16 protein-coding genes are annotated in these 16,005 nt (G+C 54.4%); 8 read left to right on the top strand and 8 right to left on the bottom strand.

Going from position 1 to position 16,005, the window contains the following annotated elements; translation table 11 throughout:
• Window positions 1–28 precede the first annotated feature (28 nt).
• From potA to Q4606_RS10895, 5 genes are all read left to right on the top strand, one after another.
• Window positions 29–1,165 carry a spermidine/putrescine ABC transporter ATP-binding protein PotA gene (gene potA / locus Q4606_RS10915; RefSeq protein WP_303596939.1) on the top strand — a complete coding sequence of 379 codons (1,137 nt, stop codon included), beginning with the start codon at window positions 29–31 and terminating at the stop codon, window positions 1,163–1,165.
• A complete protein-coding gene (gene potB / locus Q4606_RS10910; RefSeq protein ID WP_303596940.1) occupies window positions 1,149–2,009 on the top strand; it encodes a spermidine/putrescine ABC transporter permease PotB in 861 nt (286 codons plus the stop codon). The genes potA and potB overlap by 17 nt, the downstream gene beginning before the upstream one ends.
• A complete protein-coding gene (potC, locus tag Q4606_RS10905; RefSeq protein ID WP_303596941.1) occupies window positions 2,009–2,776 on the top strand; it encodes a spermidine/putrescine ABC transporter permease PotC in 768 nt (255 codons plus the stop codon). Before potB ends, potC begins: the two co-directional genes overlap by 1 nt.
• On the top strand, window positions 2,773–3,813 hold the full coding sequence (locus Q4606_RS10900) for an extracellular solute-binding protein (protein ID WP_303607528.1): 1,041 nt from the start codon (window positions 2,773–2,775) through the stop codon (window positions 3,811–3,813). Before potC ends, Q4606_RS10900 begins: the two co-directional genes overlap by 4 nt.
• A gap of 122 nt (window positions 3,814–3,935) precedes the next feature.
• Complete coding sequence (locus tag Q4606_RS10895; protein ID WP_303607527.1) at window positions 3,936–6,212, top strand: diguanylate cyclase; 2,277 nt, start codon at window positions 3,936–3,938, stop codon at window positions 6,210–6,212.
• On the opposite strand, the gene Q4606_RS10890 is transcribed toward Q4606_RS10895, so the two are convergent.
• The 8 genes from Q4606_RS10890 to Q4606_RS10855 form a co-directional block, all read right to left on the bottom strand.
• Window positions 6,209–6,652, bottom strand: a complete 444-nt coding sequence (locus Q4606_RS10890; protein ID WP_303596944.1) for a universal stress protein — start codon at window positions 6,650–6,652, stop codon at window positions 6,209–6,211. The genes Q4606_RS10895 and Q4606_RS10890 overlap by 4 nt on opposite strands.
• Window positions 6,653–6,683: 31 nt before the next feature.
• On the bottom strand, window positions 6,684–7,973 hold the full coding sequence (locus Q4606_RS10885) for a TRAP transporter large permease (protein WP_303596945.1): 1,290 nt from the start codon (window positions 7,971–7,973) through the stop codon (window positions 6,684–6,686).
• 39 nt (window positions 7,974–8,012) lie between these two features.
• A complete protein-coding gene (locus Q4606_RS10880) occupies window positions 8,013–8,606 on the bottom strand; it encodes a TRAP transporter small permease (protein WP_303596946.1) in 594 nt (197 codons plus the stop codon).
• Window positions 8,607–8,724: 118 nt separating this feature from the next.
• A complete protein-coding gene (gene dctP / locus Q4606_RS10875) occupies window positions 8,725–9,753 on the bottom strand; it encodes a TRAP transporter substrate-binding protein DctP (protein WP_303596947.1) in 1,029 nt (342 codons plus the stop codon).
• A 97-nt stretch (window positions 9,754–9,850) separates the two neighbouring features.
• Window positions 9,851–10,402 (bottom strand): YqiA/YcfP family alpha/beta fold hydrolase, encoded by a 552-nt coding sequence (locus tag Q4606_RS10870; protein WP_303607526.1) that lies wholly within the window; start codon window positions 10,400–10,402, stop codon window positions 9,851–9,853.
• 96 nt (window positions 10,403–10,498) lie between these two features.
• Entirely contained in the window at window positions 10,499–11,488 is a 990-nt protein-coding gene (locus tag Q4606_RS10865) for an LLM class flavin-dependent oxidoreductase (RefSeq protein ID WP_303607525.1), read from the bottom strand.
• A 14-nt stretch (window positions 11,489–11,502) separates the two neighbouring features.
• Window positions 11,503–12,240: an oxygen-insensitive NADPH nitroreductase gene (gene nfsA / locus Q4606_RS10860; protein WP_303607524.1), complete on the bottom strand. Its 738-nt coding sequence runs from the start codon at window positions 12,238–12,240 to the stop codon at window positions 11,503–11,505.
• Between the two features lie 66 nt (window positions 12,241–12,306).
• On the bottom strand, window positions 12,307–13,140 hold the full coding sequence (locus Q4606_RS10855) for an enoyl-CoA hydratase/isomerase family protein (RefSeq protein ID WP_303596951.1): 834 nt from the start codon (window positions 13,138–13,140) through the stop codon (window positions 12,307–12,309).
• A 115-nt stretch (window positions 13,141–13,255) separates the two neighbouring features.
• Here Q4606_RS10855 and Q4606_RS10850 point away from each other — a divergent pair, with 115 nt between their 5' ends.
• The 3 genes from Q4606_RS10850 to Q4606_RS10840 are packed head-to-tail and all read left to right on the top strand — an operon-like array spanning window position 13,256 to window position 15,995.
• Window positions 13,256–14,071, top strand: coding sequence for an ABC transporter ATP-binding protein (locus Q4606_RS10850; protein ID WP_303596952.1), 816 nt, complete (start codon window positions 13,256–13,258; stop codon window positions 14,069–14,071).
• Window positions 14,072–14,950, top strand: coding sequence for a branched-chain amino acid ABC transporter permease (locus Q4606_RS10845; RefSeq protein ID WP_216006526.1), 879 nt, complete (start codon window positions 14,072–14,074; stop codon window positions 14,948–14,950). It begins immediately after the preceding gene.
• Between the two features lies 1 nt (window position 14,951).
• A complete protein-coding gene (locus tag Q4606_RS10840; RefSeq protein ID WP_303607523.1) occupies window positions 14,952–15,995 on the top strand; it encodes a branched-chain amino acid ABC transporter permease in 1,044 nt (347 codons plus the stop codon).
• Window positions 15,996–16,005 lie beyond the last annotated feature (10 nt).

Genomic DNA, 16,005 nt, shown 5'->3' with positions numbered 1-16,005 from the left:
TAGGTCGCTCATTCTTTGGGCAGCGCCAATGAAACAGACTTTGCTATTCCTGAGCAATCTTTCCAAGCAATTCGGTGGCAAAACCGTGCTCGACAGTCTGGATCTGGAGATCTACGATGGCGAGTTTATCACCCTCCTTGGCCCCTCCGGCTGCGGTAAAACCACCTTGTTGCGTATGATGGCAGGCTTCGACCTCCCGGATCATGGCATTGTCACTCTATCTGGTGTGGATATTACCCAGACGCCACCAGAGCAGCGGCCGCTGAATACCGTGTTCCAGAATTACGCGCTGTTTCCGCACATGTCGGTTTTCGACAATGTTGCCTATGGCCTGAAGATGGAGAAACGGCCGAAAGCAGAAATCCGTGATCGGGTCGATGAGGCGTTGGCCATGGTTCAGCTGGAGGACTTTGCAAAGCGCAAGCCGCACCAGCTGTCCGGTGGCCAGCAGCAGCGGGTTGCTATTGCTCGCGCGGTGGTCAAGCGACCAAAGATGTTGTTACTTGATGAGCCGCTGTCGGCGCTGGATTATAAGTTGCGCCGTACTATGCAGGTAGAGTTGAAGCGCCTGCAGCGTGAGTTGGGCATAACCTTCGTGTTTGTTACTCACGATCAGGAAGAAGCGCTGTCCATGTCTGATCGAATCGTGGTACTTAAAGATGGTCGTGTTCAGCAGCTGGGTACGCCCCGGGAAGTCTATGAACGCCCGGCGAATGTATTCACCGCACGTTTTGTAGGCCAGACTAACTTTTTTCCGGGCCGGGTTACCAGGATTGAGGGCGACCGCATCAGCGTGGATGTGTTTGGCCTGAACCGGGAGCTGAGTAAGCCCCCTTTTCGCATTGCAATGAACCAATCGCTGCATGTTCTGCTGCGCCCGGAAGATATTCGGGTACTCGCGCCAGATGATACCGATGGCGTAGCTGGCAAGATTGTCGAGCGCAACTACAAAGGCAGCACCCTGGATTCGGTTATTGAGCTGGAAGATGGCATCCAGGTGATGGCAAGCGAGTTTTTTGACGAAGACGACCCCGCGTTTGATTACAGCATTGGCGAGCGTGTGCGCGTCAGCTGGGTAGACGGTTGGGAATGGTTGTTGGCCGAAGAAAGTGACGAGCCATTGACGGATGAAGAGGAGCTGGCTGCCGATGATGCTGAGCATTAAGCAACAGCCGTTCAGAGCGGCTGTTCTGGTGCTGGTGTGGGGTTGGCTGCTGTTCCTCGTGCTTGCGCCCAATATGCTGGTGGTGGGTGCCAGCGTAATGACGCGTGACCCCTCAACCTTTATTGCCTTGCCACTGAACCTGGACGCCTATCGGCAATTGTTCAATCCGCTGTACCTGGAGGTGTTTCTTCACTCTCTTTACATGGCGGTTATGACCACGCTGATCTGTCTGTTGATCGGCTATCCGTTTGCCTGGGCACTGTCACATGTGGAAAAGCGCAGGCAGATGCTGCTGATTTTTCTGTTGATCGTGCCATTCTGGACGAATTCGCTGGTACGCACCTATGCCCTGAAATTGATTCTGGCAACCAACGGGCTGTTGAACAGTGCGCTCATGTCACTGGGTGTGATCGAGGAACCGGCGCAGCTTCTTTACACCGAAGGTGCCGTGGTTGTCGGCCTGGTTTATCTTCTGCTGCCGTTCATGATTCTGCCTCTTTACTCGGTATTTGAGGATTTAAGGCAGGATGTGCTGCTTGCGTCTCACGATCTGGGTGCAGGGCGCTTCGCTACGTTTACAAATGTCATCATACCGCTGACACTGCCGGGCGTGCTGGCGGGTGTCATGTTGGTATTGTTGCCCGCCATGGGGTTGTTCTTCGTGCCGGATATTCTGGGTGGTTCGCGTAACCTGCTGGTGGGTAACGTGATCAAGAACCAGTTTCTGGATGCCCGCAACTGGCCGTTTGGCGCTGCCGCCAGCATCGTACTGACCTTCACTATGGCGCTGCTGATGTTTGCCCATCGTTTGAGTAAACGCCGCCTGGGCGAGGAGGGGGCGTGATGCGTTGGCTTTCCCGTAGTTATCTTGCTCTGGTCTATTTGCTGTTGTATGTACCGATTATTGTATTGGTGGTGTTTTCTTTTAACGACTCCCGCACCGGGTACAGCTGGGGCGGACTCAGCCTGCGCTGGTACGAATCGCTGTTCAATAATCACGCCATGGTGCAGGCAATGTGGAACTCGTTGTGGCTAGCGCTCACGGCGGCCACTGTGTCCACGTTAATCGGAGCGCTGACCGCTCTTGCTTTGCACCGCTATCGCTTTCGTGGCAAGAAAGTGCTGAATGGAATGCTGTTTGTGGTCATGATGTCCCCGGAAATCGTGCTGGCGATTTCATTGCTCGGCCTATTCTTGTTGCTGGGCCTGCAGCTTGGATACGTATCGCTGCTGCTGGCACACGTTACTTTCTGTCTGCCGTTCGTGGTGATTACCGTTATGGCGAGGCTTGCCGGGTTTGATGAGCGTCTGCCTGAGGCGGCGAGGGACCTGGGCGCGAGTGACTTCACCATGACCCGGACGGTGCTGATACCGGTTATCATGCCGGCGTTGATGGCCGGATGGCTGTTGGGTTTCACGCTTTCCATGGATGATGTTGTGGTGAGCACTTTTGTAAGCGGCCCGAGTTACGAAATTCTCCCTTTACGCATCTATTCCATGGTGCGTGTCGGGCTTAAACCCGAAGTAAACGCACTGGGCACTTTGTTGCTCGTGTTCTCACTGGTGATGTTGATGATGTCGCAATGGATTCTCTCAAGGAGCAAACAATGAAAAAACTCGCACTGGCCGGCGCGCTGGCACTGGGCCTTATGGGCTGCAGCTCGGACGACCCGCAGGTACTGAATCTGTACAACTGGTCTGAGTATATGCCGCAGGAGGTGTTGACCCGCTTCCAGGATGAGACCGGCATAAAAGTTGTCTACACTACCTACGACAGCAACGAAGCCATGTATGCGCGACTAAAACTGCTGGATGAGAGCGCCGCCTATGATCTTGCGGTGCCATCGACCTACTACGTGAGTAAAATGCGCAACGAAGGTCTGTTGCTGCCCATCGATCAAAGCAAAATCAGCGGCTTTGATCAGCTTGATTCCGAGCTTGTCGGCCTGGATATAGATCCGGACAACCAGTACAGCGTGCCGTATCTCTGGGGGACTACAGGCATTGGTGTTGATACCGCCGATATCGAAGGCGAACCTGTGACCGCCTGGGAAGATCTCTGGGATGAGCGTTTCGAAGGTCGGGTGAATCTGACCAATGACATGCGGGAAGTTTTCCACATGGGGCTGCGTGTTCTGGGTTATTCCGGTAACAGCACCGACCCGCAACAGATTGAAGAAGCCTATGAAAAGCTGACAGAGCTGATGCCCTCCGTGCGTACCTTCAATTCAGACGCCCCCCGTATGCCGTTCCTTGAAGGCGAGGCGGATGTTGGCATGATCTGGAACGGTGAAGCCGTTATGGGCAAGGACAGCATGGAAGCCTTGGAATATGTGTACCCCAAGGAGGGCGTTATCGCCTGGCTGGATAGCTTTGTGATTCCCAAGAACGCCAAGAATCCGGAAGCCGCTCACAAATTCATCAGCTTCGTGCTGCAGCCAGAAATTGCGGCACTGATCAGCGAAGACATCGGCTATGCCACGCCTGTGCTGTCAGCAAGGGATTTGTTGGGCGATGAGGTTGCCGGGAATCGTGCGAGCTATCCAACACCTGAAGACATGGTTAACGCTGAGTTTCAGAGCGATATTGGTGATGAAGCCTTGCAGGTGTACGCCAAGTATTGGGAGAAACTGAAGTCTGGTTTGTGATGTTTGTTTGAGCACTGAATCTGCAGGGCCTATCCCTGGCCCTGCAGCCTGCCTGATACCGGGAATGACGATGGTGTTCTATACTGCCCTGTAACGCCCTTTCAGGCAGGATTTCTGCGCCCATGTGCCGGCACTTTCTGAAAATCCAGATAATCGTCTTTTGCGCCTTTTACGGGCTCTTTTCTGTTACCGCTACCGCTGCACCACAGCCAGTGACTGAAGGCTGGGAATACCGTTGGGGCGATTTACCTTTCACCGAGGAAGGCGTGCCCGACTGGTCGGCTGCGCAAGATCCAGATCAATGGCATGCCATTGATTTTCCGGGTAACCCTCCTGGTCGTGATGGTCAGGAACAGGTGTGGTTTCGGGTGACACTGCCGGCGGGCGACTGGCAGGTACCGGTTTTTTATATCTTGAGTGCCGACCTGATTCTCCAGGCCTGGTTGGACGGCGAAAAAATCTATCAGTACGGAACCTTCGACCAGGATGGACGGGGCAAGTTTGAAGGCTGGCCATGGCACGAGATCGCGTTGCCTGAACACTACGAAAATAAAACGCTCTATTTCCGCGTGTTTTCCGATTATACGGACATAGGTTTTTGGGGTGAAATCGGCATCATCGATCACTCCGAACTCATTCTCTATATTCTTGAAAACTCACTTGAAGCCTTGTTGATCGCCGGGTTTTCTCTATTGGTGGCATTGCTGGCTCTGGTCTTCTCTCTGCTTCAGGGCGGAAGAAAGACCTTTTTCAGTATCGCGCTGTTTGCCCTGGCCTCATCCGTTATGGTGGTGGCAGAGAGCCAGGCCAGCCAGCTGATTGTTCCTTCTGCCCTGTTGTGGAATTACCTTGCAGCAGGAAGCTACTACCTGCTTCCTGTGGCCATGGGGCTTATGTTGGATGAGTGGTTAAGTGATCACAGGTCGCGGCGGGCGATTAGCTTGATCTGGCGCTTGCATCTGGGATACGTGGTGGGTGCTTTGGGCCTGGCGTTAACAGGAGTCGTGTCGCTCTCGTCCACCTTTCCGGTTTTTGATGTCCTGCTCCTGTTTTCGTTGTCAGCAATGGGAGCGTTGACAGTGCCGCGCTTGCGGTCCCTGTCCGTCGAACAGCAGGCCCTTGTGTTGGCGTTCGGAATATTTGGTGTTCTTCTTATCACCGATATGGCGGTGGCTCATGGTGTTGTGCCCTGGAGTGATGTTCCGGTCAGCCTCGGTTTGCTTTTCTTTGCCCTGGCGGTGGTCATTATTTCGCTACGGCACTTTGTTGCCACCCAGAAGGCCTTGCAAGACCTGACTGTGACTCTGGAGCAGCAGGTGGCCGAGCGTACGAAAAAGGCGGAAACCCTTTTACAACGAGAGCAGGCGAGAACGAGCATACTGGCATTTGAGAACGAGAAGCGTCAGATATTTTCAGATGTGATTACCGAGTTGCAAGCGTGTGCCAGTGTCAACCAGGCGTTTCAGCTGCTGGTCGAAGCTATGCCGAGGCTTTCCCGTCCGCTTAAAGGCATGCTTTATCGGCGTCTGAACGATGGCAGCTACCAACGCCTTGGCTCATGGGGTTATGACAGTAAGGATCCCAATCCGGAGTTATTGCCGGTTGTTGTTACTCTCGACCAGTTGCCCGTTCCGTTGCGCCTTGCGGCCGGTGCGCTAGAGGATGATGAAGCTGCCGCCAGGAGCTGGCAGGGACGGGTGTGCTTTCCTGTTAACGTTGAATTCGCAAGCCACGGCTCGAGGCTTGAAGGCATATTGTTGTTTGATGGCGATAGCATCAGCAACTCAGGGTACACGGAATACGGTGCAGCGCGGCTTATGTCCTCCATTAACCTGGTTGCAGAACGCATTGGAGTTACGCTCTCAGGTATTTCGCTCCGGGAAGATCTGTTGCGATTTTCCTATGAAGACGCGCTCACTGGTCTGAAAAATCGCCGCTACTTTGATCAGCTCATTGCACATGAAACAGCTGTTGCTTTACGCAATAATTCACCACTTTCGCTGTTGCTGCTGGATATTGATCACTTCAAACGCTTTAACGATAACCACGGGCACGAGGCGGGAGATGCGGCTTTGCAGGTATTTGCGTCGATACTGAAATCCCGGTTCCGGGGAAGCGATATCGTGTGTCGTTATGGAGGTGAGGAGTTTGTGGTAGTTTTGCCCGCCTCTGACATCATAGGCGCCAGAGAGCGAGCTGAAGAACTGCGAGCGGCAGCGCGGAACGAAACAGTGATGTTCGAGGGCAACAATCTCGGACATCTGACCATATCCGTCGGAGTGGCCAACTGGCCGGCCAGCACAAGCCAGCCGGAGCAGTTGTTGAAGCTTGCAGATGACATGCTGTACCGGGCTAAAACCAGCGGTCGTGATAACGTTGAGGTGTCTCCAGACTCCTAGACAACCAGGACGGGGCATTTAGCGTGCGAGGCGACCCGGTGGGACACGCTGCCAAGTATCATCCCGTCTTTGTCGCTGTGGGTGCCTCGGGTGCCCACCACGATCAGATCCGCTTCCTTATCCTGGGCAAATTTTATAATAACCTTCGAGGGGCGTCCGGCTTTCACAAAGCCGCGAATCTTGGTCGCTCCATGGTCCTTCGCCATATCTTTGGCGTGATTGACTACCTCTTTGGCGTACTCCGAAAGCACCTTATCCGGAATGTCCATGTCGGCAGGCCGGCCAATGGATAGCGATGCTTCAAACAGGCTGTGGTGTTTGTAGACGCAGATAATAAATATTTCTGCCGCAGGGATCAGCTTTTGCAACTCGATGGCCTTATCAAGAGCCTTGAGAGAGGTTTTGGAGCCATCCACCGCCACCAGTATCCTTTTGAACATGGTTTTCTCCTTAAGAATTCAGGTCCGGTTGCTATCCGTCTGCAAAGGCGAGATCACGCAGGAACAGAGCGATGTCCGGAAATGCAATGATCAGTCCAGCCGCTGTGATCAGCATGAAAATAAACGGAGGTGTACCCCGAATAACTTCCAGATACGGCCGCTTGAAAATCGCAATGGCTGTGAAAATATCGCAACCAAATGGCGGCGTGGCTGAGCCGATTGCGACTTGCAAGGTGATGAGTACACCAACAAGTACCGGATCCAGGCCTGTGGCCTGAATGGCGGGAGCAAAGATAGGCGTCAGTACCAGAATGACAACAATGGGGTCGACAAACATACAGGCAATGAAGAACGAGACACAGATGGCGATAAGCACGCCTACCGGCCCGGCCTCGTTGACGCCAACGGATTCCAGAATTGCCTGAGGGATCTGGGCGAATGAAATAATCCAGGAGAAGCCATTGCCCACGGCTACCAGAATAAAGACAACGGCTGTGATCAAACCAGTGGACTTGGCAATTTTGTAGACTTCACCAAGCTTCAAAGAGCGGAAGATAACGAATTCGAGCAGGAACGCATAGAGTACGCAGACCGCTGCCGCTTCTGTCGGGCTAAAAATGCCGCCGTAGATACCGCCAACAATAATGACCGGGAAGAACAGTGGCCAGAGGGCATCACGCACGGACACAGCGCGCTGGCTCCAGGTGGCCTTGGGTTCTGTTGGAACCTTGTTTTTGTATGCGTAAAACAGGCAATAGAGCGAGAACATGAAGAGGATCAGGATGCCCGGGCCCACACCCGCGATGAACAGCTCGGCAATGGAGGTCTGAGAGATAACCCCGTAGATAATCATGCCGATGCTGGGGGGGATCAGGAAGGCAATGTCACTGGCGTTGATAATCAAGGCCAGAGTAAACGAGTCGGAATAACCCGCCTTGAGCATTTTGGGGCGCAGGGGAGAGCCCACAGCAACAACCGTAGCCTGGGTCGAGCCGGAAACGGCACCAAATAGCGTACAGGATGTCGCAGTACTGATTGCCAGCCCGCCTTTAATATGGCCAATAAAGGCCATGACCATGTTGATAAGCCGGTCTGCTGACTGGCCACGGGTCATGATGTCGGCGGCAAGAATGAACATGGGTACTGCAATCAGAGACGCGGGCCTTATGCCCCCCATCATTTGCTGAATGAACGTGCCCATCTGGCCGAAGCCGTCGAACATCATTACAAAACCAACGACGGCGGCGGTCGTCAGTGGAATCATCATCGGGAAGCCGAGGAGCAGCAGCCCGATCATGATGATCATTAGAATTGTCGCCATAGGTGTGCCCTTTGTTATCGAGTCCGGTGCGAAACCGGATCAGACTTCCGATTCTGTGTCAGCGTAACCGTCAATCACACCGGTGGAGAGGTAGACATCCTCACTGGTGAAGTTCTTGATGGCGGTGAGGAAATACTGGATACCGGTCACCGCGAAGCCCACGGGTGCCCATATGTAGATCCACCAGATTTCAAAACCCAATGCCGGCAAAATGCGGCCACGGCTATAGAGAGTTTCGATGTATCCGTACGAGTGGTAGCAAAGGAAGAACATCACCACGGATGTGAACAGGGCGATGAATATCATCAATGCTTTCCGGCCTTTGGTCGGGAGGGCATCATAAACGGCGGACATCCGGATATGGCGCCCGTAGCGTGCTGCATAACCGATGCCGGCAAAGGTCACCAGAATGATGAGGATGCGGTTGATTTCGCCGGAAAAGAACAGACCTTCTCCAAATACAAACCGGGCAATAACATTTACGCAGGTGTTGATGGCCATAAGGATCACGCCTGCTGCCAGTATGACGGCCTCCGTATTGGCGATCCATGTGTCTATGGTTCCCAGAAATCCGGGCAGTCCGGACTCAAAAGGGCCGGTATCGTCTTCTATCTCCGGGGGGTTCTCGGACATGGGGTCTGCTCCAGATCATGTCGCTCCCAGCCGGTCATTGGCTTTTGGCGGGGCGTGGTTAGTTCAATAAAACAAATGTCCGCCGGCGTGGGTGCCGGCGGACATGAACGACTCAGGATTAGTCGTTCTGTACTGCTTCCAGATCTTTCTTGAACTGGTTCAGAAGATCTTCACCGCCCTGACCAGCCATTTCAATGAACTTCTGCTCAACCTGCGGAGCTCGTTCCTTAAAGGCTGCGATCTGCTCGTCGTTCAAACGCGTGACGGTAACCTTGTCGCTGGCTTCCTGGATTTTCGCCAGAGCTTCATCCGCCAGACCGTCGATGTGAACAATGATTTCCTCAAAGGCAAAGTCTGCTGCGTCCTGGATAAGTTTCTTGTCGTCATCGGACAGGCCGTCGTAGAAATTCTTGTTGGCCATTGCTGCGGTAGTAAACCAACCGTGGCTGGTGAAGACCAGGTTAGGAGACACTTCATACAGTCCACCAGACTCGATCCAGAAGATCGGGTTTTCCTGGCCCTGAATCATGTTGGTCTGCAGAGCACCGTAAACTTCACCCCAGGGCAGTGGCGTCGGAGTTGCGCCAAAGGCCGAGTAGGTTTCTGACAGAAGCGGGTTGGTCATGACCCGGATCTTCTTGTTATTGAATTCCTCGGGCGTGGTAACAGGTTCATCAACTGTGACGACCATTTCGCCTTCCGGGTACATCTGAAGCAGTTCCAGTCCTTTTTCGGCATAGAGCTTCGGGAAGTCCTTGTTGATCGCGTCACTTTGACGGAAGAACTCGATGACCGTGTTCATGTCGGTGGGCATCAGGTAAGGAATGAAGAAGATCTGCGCTTCGGGGATCAGGGAGCCGGTAAAGCCAGGCGACTGGTTTACAAAGTTCAGAATGCCAGCCTGGGTCTGCTCCATGATGTCATCGGACTCACCGAGTTCACCAAAACGATACACCTGCAGGGTGTGATCGGAATTGTCTTCGATGTATTCCTTGAATTTGTATGCGTATACATCCTGTACGTCGCCTTCATATTCTTCGTGTGCGTAACGCCAATTGGCCGCATTCACGGAGTTTGCTGCGGTCATTGCCGCGAATGCGAACGCTGAAAGTCCGGCCAGTTTCTTGAATTTACTCATGCTGCTCATCGGGTTTTCTCCGTTCGTTTTTTTACAGTTATCTATTGTTACATTATTAAAGACTGGCAAAAGTCGGCGACTTTCGCAAGAAATTGGCCCTTTTGGATTATTTTTGACGAGTTCCCGTTTGCGTCAAGCCTGCTCTGAATAGAAATTGCCGAAACTCTTCAACGACCCGGTCAAGGCTGTTCTCGAGCCGGTGGCCATCGGAAAGGAGCAAGATTGAAAGCGCCTGTTGCCGGGCGAGCTTGATAACAGGCATGACTGGCACTACGTCGTCATGCCAGCCGTGAATGATTTGAGTATGCCTGGCTTGAATGCGTGGGCTGGATTGGGGGTAGTCGGGAAGCGCGAGCGCCGGCGCCAGCAGGAAGCACCCCAGAACCTCTGTCTGTTCGCTGGCCTGGGCACATACCCAGCCTCCCATGCTGGAGCCCGCCAGGATAGTGTTTTCCGGGGTGGCGCCGCTGTTGGCAATGGCCTCCTGCATTTGGGCAAGGCGAACGGCCGGGTCTTTGGTGCTGCGGTGGTCAATGGCATGCGCCTGAACGTTATCCAGGGTCTCCGCCAGGGTTTTCATTGCCTGGATTTTGGTGCCTCCAGGGCCGCTCTCAAGTCCGTGGGAGAGAAAAACGTGTTTGGTGGTTTGTCTGGTCATTGAGCAATCTTTCCAAAACGGGAGTGTCGTTCTGGTTTGATGGTGGGCAGCCGGTATCGTTTTGTCCAGTTCTGGTTTGAACTGCGGTGCTCTGACCTAAGAGCGGGTTTCCTTGAGTATATCCAGTGCATGACGACGTTTTTCCGGGTCATGAATATCCACTGTGAACATAAGCTCGTCCACCGTAACACTGGCCAGTAAGTCATTGATCTGGGTTCTGATCGTTTCGGAATCGCCGAGTAGTTGTAACGCGAGGAAGTCCTTCACTGCAGCTTGCTCACCGGCATTCCAGAGCCCGTCCATGGAGGCCACCGGTGCTTTCATCCAGAGCGGTTGCCCTCGGAACAATGCCAGTATGCGCTGGTAACTGGTAGTTGCCAGGTGCTTTGCCTCATCCATGGAATCTGCAGGCACAGCGGGAACTGCCAGGATGGCGTAAGGCTGCTTCAGTTGCTCTGAGGGCCGGAAGTTGTCCCGATAGACTTTCAGGGCCTCGCGATACAGGCGCGGAGCAAAGTGACCGGCAAAGGCGTAGGGTAACCCGCGCATGGCCGCGAGCTGGGCACTGTAGATGCTGGAGCCGAGGAGCCAGACGGGCACGTGGGTGCCGGCACCGGGAATGGCCTTTACCGCCTGTCCGGGCTGCAGAGGCCCGAGCAGGGCCTGAAGCTTTGCTACGTCTTCGGGGAACTGTTCAGCACCCAGGCCATCCCGGCGCAGAGCTCGGGCCGTTATCGGGTCGGTGCCCGGCGCCCGGCCCAGGCCCAGGTCAATCCGGCCCGGGTAGAGGCTTTCCAGTGTGCCGAACTGCTCGGCGATAACCAAGGGCGGGTGGTTAGGCAGCATCACGCCCCCGGAGCCAACCCGGATGTATCGGGTTTTACCGGCTATGTGACCGATCAGTACCGACGTGGCAGAGCTGCTGATGCCTTCCATATTATGGTGCTCTGCCAACCAGAAACGCTTGAAGCCGAGATGTTCAGCATGTTGGGCATAGGCCACGCTATTTGCCAGCGTAGCACCCACGGAATCACCTTCGCGAACCGATGCGAGTTCCAGCAGTGAGTAGGGAGGAAGGTTGCTCATGGGGCTCCGGGTGTTCATTGCATTTTAAAGCCTTGTCCCTGCAGGAAGTCTTTCATGTGCGGCCGAAGTTTGGTGGTGAACAGGGGCTTGAGTTGCTCTGACCAGTTCGTCTCCTTGTTGCCGCCGGTGCGCTCCAGGTAATACTTCCTCATGGTCTCGTCGAAGTGCGCAACCTGTCCCTCATCCTTTTCGTCCTGATAATAATCTTCCTTGAGGATGGTCTCTACCGGCAACCGGGGTTTCACCTCCGGGTTCTGGTCAGGATAGCCGAGGCACATCCCGAACACCGGGTACACATGCTCAGGCAGGCGGAGAATGTCACTGATTTCGGCAGGGTTGTTCCTTATCCCGCCTATGTAGCAAATTCCCAGTCCTTCAGACTCTGCAGCAATGGCAACGTTCTGGGCCATCAGTGCTGTGTCGACACTGGCAATCAGTAATTGCTCTGTCATACCGCGGACCACTTCGGCCCCCGCCCTTTCAGCCGCTTCTGTGGATCGCTTCATGTCGGCACAGAACACCAGGAAATCCGAGCTCTCGGCAACGTAGGTCTGGCCACCCGCCAGGGCTGCGATCTTCTGCCTGTTATCCGGGTTTACAACGTGAATCACGGAGTAAGCCTGGACGTGGCTGGAGGTAGCGGCACTCTGGCCGGTACGAATAAGCTCTGCGAACAGCTCGCGGGGGATCTTCCGCTCTGTGAATTTGCGAATTGAGCGGTGGGATTTCAGTAGTTCGATGACCGGATTCATGATGCCTCGCATTGAGTGGAATGGTGTTGTGTGCAACCGCTTTGCTAACACCCCGGGAAAGTGATTCTACTCGCCGGAAAAAGCGGCGGGTCGCTTGGCGAGAAACGCCGATACACCTTCGTCGAAATCGCCTGTGTGCGCAATCTTGAGAAAGGCTTGCCTCTCAGCCTCAAGTTGTTCGGCCAGGGATCGACCACCGGCCTGATCAACGAGTTGGCGAAAGGCACCAAAAGCTTTGGTCGGGCCGCTGGCAACCTGCTTGATTGTGCCTGCCAGGGCTTCTTCATAGGAATCTGAGGGCGCGACATGGGTTATCAAGCCCCAGCTTTGCGCCTCTTCAGCGGTGAGTTGTCGGCCAAGCATCATCATTTCAGCGGCCCGGGTAGCGCCTGCCTTGTGCGGCAGGAACCAGGTGCAGCCGCAGTCGGGCACGGCGCCTATTCCATTGTAGGCGATAAGAAATTTTGCCCGCTCATCCGCCACAATGATGTCTGCCATCAGCGCCAGGCTCAGCCCGGCGCCGGCTGCCGGGCCCCGTACTGCGGCAACCATCGGAGCATCGATGCTCCGCAACAGAAGAATCGCTTCGTTGAGGGGCACCAGCAACCCGTTGATAAAGTCTCTGATCTGTTCCGGTGTGCCCGCCATGCTGGCAACGTCGCCACCGGCCATAAATGCTCTTCCGGACCCTGTCAGCACAACGCAGCGTAACCCCGGCTGTCTACTCAGTGTCTGTGCAGCGGCCAAGAACGCTTCCGCCATGGGTATGCTGATCGCATTGAGTACCTCGGGGCGGTTAAACGTAAGGGTTGCCACACCGGTTTGGGCATCAAACGCAGAGATTAGCGGGCTGACTGTCATGGTCGTGGATTCCTTCGTGCAGCCTGTTTGAATATTCATAGCGCAGACTGTCTTGGTTTTTATGATGAAAGTAGGCTACTTTATTCTTGCTCAGGAAGATAACCTGACGTTGACGTAAACAACAATAAACATAATCGCTCATGTGCGGGGAATAATGTCCAGTATCCTCGAAATTAATAATCTCTCGCTTTCGTTCGGTGGTGTTAAAGCCCTGCAGGATGTGAGTTTTCGCGTACCTGAAAATACGGTTACTACGGTGATTGGCCCGAATGGTGCGGGTAAAACGTCGCTGTTCAATTGTATTTCGGGGTTTTACAAGCCCCAGCAGGGCACCATCCGCTACCAGGGCGAGGTGCTTGCAGGGGTAAAACCACCCGTCCGCGCTGCCATGGGGCTTGCGCGCACCTTCCAGAATATTGCCCTGTTCCGGGGTATGACCGTGCTCGACAACATCAAACTTGGTGCACACGTGCACATGAAAAGCGGTCTGCTGGGGTCGCTGGCGTATTTCGGTGCGGCTCGCCGTGAGGAAATGGCAGTGCGCAGCCATGTGGAACAGCACATTATTGATTTTCTAGAGATTGACCATATCCGCCGCCAACCGGTAGCCAGCTTGTCCTACGGGCTACAGAAACGTGTGGAGTTGGCTCGTGCGCTGGCCATGCGGCCCAAAGTGCTCATGCTGGATGAGCCTGTTGCCGGAATGAACCGGGAAGAAAAGGAGGATATGGCGAGGTTTATTCTCGACATTCGCGAAGAATGGGGCGTGACCGTGCTAATGGTTGAGCATGATATGGGCATGGTCATGGATATTTCCGATCATATTGCGGTACTCAACTTTGGCCAGGTTATAACGGAAGGCCTCCCCGAGGAGGTACAGAAAAATCCGCAGGTCATCGAAGCGTATCTGGGGACCAGTGATATGGACAGTCTGCGCAAGAAGCTGAATCCAGAACAGGAGGTGGCTTGAATGGACTGGTTATTTTTCGGGGAAATCAGTCTGGCAGGCCTGGCCATGGGCGGCCTCTATGCTCTGATCGGGTTGGGATTTGTGATCATCTACAAAGCCACCCGGGTTATTAACTTCGCCATCGGCGAAATCATGATGTTCGCGGCGTACCTGTTTCTTGCCTTTGCCGGCGGTATGGAAATGTCCCCCTGGGTAGCGCTGCCGCTGGCAGTGCTTGGCGGGAGCCTGCTGGGTGGTGTGATTGAAAAGATAATGATTCGCCCGATGCTGGGAGAGTCCTCCATCTCCGTGGTCATGGTGACTATCGGTATTGCCAGTATTCTGGTGGGCGTGGTGGAGATGATCTGGGGTGCAGACCCGCAGCTTTTGCCAAGTTTTTTACCTCGAAAACCTGTGTTTATCGGGGAGATGTACCTGGCGCCCAAGATTGCTTACGGCTTCCTCATTGGCGCCGCTCTGCTCATTGTTTATCTGTTGTATTTCCGCTTTTCCCGCGGTGGCGTGGCGTTGCGGGCTACCGCCTCCGATCAGGCGGCCGCTTATTCCATGGGTATTAATGTACGCCGGGTGTTCAACCTGGCCTGGGTGTTTGGCTCGCTCGCGGCGTCGCTTGCGGGTGTCCTGGTGGCAGCAACCGGTGGCCTGAGCCCGCAGTTCGGCGCTATCGGTCTCAGTGTGCTGGTGGTGGTTATTGTCGGCGGGCTCGACAGTATTGTCGGTGCATTGATTGCCGGTGTCTTTATCGGCTGGCTGGAAACGGTGGCGGGCGCGTATCTGGGCGGAGAGTACCGAATGCCGGCTACATTCGCGGTATTGGCCGTCATTCTGGTTTTCCGCCCTTATGGCCTTTTTGGCACCCACGAAATAGAGCGAGTTTAAGATGCGCATCGGTGACGCCAAACAAAGCTATGAGGCCGACGAGGCCATCCTGACCAGTAGCACACAGAAAATCTGGTTTGCACTTTTCCTCTTTGCTCTGCTGTTGTTCCCGTTTGTGGCCGACGCTTACCTGCTGTATCTGGGTTGCCTGGTTGGCATTGCGGTTATCAGCACCACGGGGCTGAATATTCTCACCGGTTTTACCGGGCTGATCTCTCTCGGGCAAGCCGGATTCATGGGGGTGGGTGGTTACACAGTGGCCTGGTTATCCGCGAACACGGGGTTACCCTTTCCGGTCACGCTGTTATTAGCCGGGCTGCTTGCGGCGGCGGTCGGTATTCTTGTCGGGCTTCCATCCCTCAGGGTAAAAGGTCTGTATCTGGCGATTGCTACTTTGGCTGCCAGTGTATTCCTGCACTTTATTTTTGCCGAGTGGGAGTCTGTGACCGGGGGTATGGGCGGCTTGAGCCTTGAGCCAGCGCACCTGTTCGGACTGACGTTTCAGAGTGATTTCGGGATGTACTTCATCATTGTGCCACTGGCCGTAATGATGGTGCTTGCCGCCAAAAATGTGTTCCGTACCCGTATCGGCCGGGCGTTTATCGCCATCCGGGACAGAGATATTTCGGCCGAAATTCTTGGCATTAATCTACTGCATTACAAGCTCATGTCCTTTGCTCTCAGTTCGTTTTATGCGGGGGTTGCCGGTGGCCTGTTTGCTTATTTTTTCCGGGTTGTCACTCCCGAAAGCTTTCCGCTGTCCATGTCCATTTTCTATCTGGCCGCGGTTATTGTGGGCGGCATGGGCAACCTGCTGGGCGGCATCCTCGGAGCAGCGTTCATGACGCTGATTCCGGAGGCGCTAAAGCTCCTTACCGCAGCGCTGACTCCGTTTTATCCGAACGCTCCGATATTCATGTCGCCGATGCTTGAGATCATCTTCGGTGCCTTGATCGTCGGTTTCCTTATTTTCGAACCGCATGGGCTGGCGGAGATCTGGCACCGCATACGGCGCTTTTTCAGTTTATGGCCCTTCAAGAACTAGTGGATTTAAC

The organism is Marinobacter sp. 1_MG-2023, assembly GCF_030549045.1.
Lineage (GTDB): Bacteria > Pseudomonadota > Gammaproteobacteria > Pseudomonadales > Oleiphilaceae > Marinobacter.
This window is presented reverse-complemented; position numbering and strand designations above follow the sequence as displayed.